This is a genomic window from Nonomuraea cypriaca, assembly GCF_015645445.1.
Lineage (GTDB): Bacteria > Actinomycetota > Actinomycetes > Streptosporangiales > Streptosporangiaceae > Nonomuraea > Nonomuraea cypriaca.
Window position 1 is genome coordinate 1 of the sequence record NZ_JADOGI010000580.1, and the last position, 569, is coordinate 569.

Below are 569 nucleotides of genomic sequence, written 5' to 3' on the forward strand. Positions count from 1 at the left end.
GCGTTGCGAGTGGTGATGCTGTTGTTCCGGTCGGTCTCGAGATGGTCCAGGAAGCCGCAGACGAGGGCGGCATCGATGTCGGCCAGGTCCAGGGCCGCAGGTGATCGGCCGAGTTGGGCTTGGGCGTAGTGCAGCAGCAGGCGGAAGGTGTCGCGGTAGGCGGCAATGGTGTGTTCGCTGGCGCGGCGGTCGGTGAGCCGTTCGGTGAAGTATCCCTGCATGATCGGGGCCAGGCTGGTCATGATGGTTCCTCCCAGGAGGCTTCCAGGCGCTTGGCGGCTTCGGTCATCAGCTGCGGGCAGGCGTGCAGATACCAGTACGTGGTCGCGGGACTGATGTGTCCGAGGTAGGTCGACAGAGCGGGCAGCAGGTGCGCGACGTCGGCTCCGGTGGCGTACCAGTTCGCCATGGTGGTCACCGCGAAGGTGTGTCTGAGGTCGTAGGTGCGCCGTGAGGCGCTGTGAGTTGAGTGGAGGTGAAAGACCTTCACCGCTGACCCTGTCGCAGCAGGGAGGCGGAGCTGAGGGCAGCCTGATCCGGGTGGTGCCGGGGAGGGTGGGAGCAGCCCT

Annotated in this window: 2 protein-coding genes; both read right to left on the reverse strand. The window is 66.1% G+C overall.

The genetic code is table 11. The annotated features are described in order from the left end of the window. On the reverse strand, positions 1-242 hold a 242-nt coding region (locus ITP53_RS55720), incomplete at its 3' end, for a site-specific integrase (RefSeq protein ID WP_195903543.1). After that, complete coding sequence (locus ITP53_RS55725; RefSeq protein ID WP_195903544.1) at positions 239-418, reverse strand: site-specific integrase; 180 nt, start codon at positions 416-418, stop codon at positions 239-241. The genes ITP53_RS55720 and ITP53_RS55725, both read right to left, overlap by 4 nt. Between the last annotated feature and the right edge of the window lie 151 nt (positions 419-569).